This window comes from Cupriavidus sp. 01L46, assembly GCF_056399905.1.
Genome location: NZ_JBFTSF010000589.1, coordinates 1 through 1,418 on the forward strand (window position 1 = coordinate 1; position 1,418 = coordinate 1,418).

Consider the following 1,418-nt stretch of genomic DNA (forward strand, 5'->3'; position numbering starts at 1 on the left):
GCCAAGCAGATGCTGTCGGACCACGGCTTCGAATACATCGACGTGCCGCTGGAACACAAGATCCGCGGCAAGGTGCTGGGCGCCTTGTCGGGCGATATGACCGCGCCGCAGATTTTCATCAACGGCAAGCTGATCGGCGGCGCCGACGCGCTTGAGACCTACCTGGTTCGCTAAACCTTAGCCAGCCACGCAACACGCTTGAACGCCGCAGGGCGCGGCGCCGGCAAAGCCGGAGGCCGTGCCCCAGTCGGCGGACCCGATTGCAGCGCCACCCGGTGCCATCCGGTCCGTTGATTGACACAGCCTTTACCAGGAACGCCGACATGACCACCCCGCAGAACGTGCAAAACATGAAGACCGTGCAAACCATCCAGACCGATGTCGCCGTGATCGGCGCCGGCACGGCGGGCCTGGCCGCGTACCGCGCGGCCCGCGCCGCCGGCAAGCGCGCCGTCATCATCGAAGGCGGCCCCTATGGCACCACCTGCGCCCGCGTGGGCTGCATGCCCTCCAAGCTGCTGATCGCCGCGGCCGAGGCGGCGCATGAGCTGCGCCACACGGCCCCTTTCGGCGTGCATGTGGATGGCGAGATCCGCATCGACGGGCGCGAGGTCATGGCGCGCGTCAAGCGCGAGCGCGACCGGTTTGTCGGCTTCGTGGTGCGCGGCGTGGACGGCATTCCCGCCGAGGACAAGGTGAGCGGCTATGCCCGCTTCATCGACAACACCGTGCTGCAGGTTGGCGAGCACACCACCGTGCGCGCCAGCCGCGTGGTGATCGCCACCGGCTCCAGCCCCGTGATTCCGCCGCCGTTCAAAGTGTTCGGCGATCGCCTGGTGGTCAACGACGACGTCTTCGCCTGGGACGACCTGCCGCGCCGCGCCGCCGTGTTCGGTCCTGGCGTGATCGGGCTGGAACTGGGCCAGGCACTGTCCCGCCTGGGCGTGCAGGTGCGCGTGTTCGGCTTGCGCGGCGGCGTGGGCCCGCTGACCGATCCGGCYATCAAGGCCAATGCCGTGGCTAGCTACCGCGAGGAGTTCTACCTCGACCCGGATGCCAAGCTTGGCGAGATGGGCCGCGATGGCGACGAGGCAGTGATCCGCTTTACCGATCTCTCGGGCAACACCGTGACGGAGCGCTTTGACTACGTGCTCGCCGCCACCGGCCGCCAGCCCAATGTGCGCGGCCTCGGGCTTGAGCACACCGGCCTGGCATTGGATTGGCGCGGCGTGCCGGTATTCGACCCGGTCACCCTGCAATGCGGCGCGGCGCCGATCTTCATCGCCGGCGACGCCAACGATGTCCTGCCGTTGCTGCACGAAGCTGCCGACGAAGGCAAGGCTGCCGGCGAGAACGCCGCGGCCTATCCCAAGGTGCGCCCGTTGTCGCGCCGCGCCCCGATCGGCGTGGTCTTCACC

General features: G+C 68.5%; 2 protein-coding genes. Both read left to right on the top strand.

Going from position 1 to position 1,418, the window contains the following annotated elements:
* Nucleotides 1-174 (top strand): glutaredoxin domain-containing protein (locus tag AC1DS3_RS38650; RefSeq protein WP_477129365.1); only part of this gene is annotated, 174 nt, incomplete at its 5' end.
* Nucleotides 175-359: 185 nt separating this feature from the next.
* The coding region (locus tag AC1DS3_RS38655; RefSeq protein WP_477129366.1) for a dihydrolipoyl dehydrogenase at nt 360-1,418 on the top strand (1,059 nt) is incomplete at its 3' end.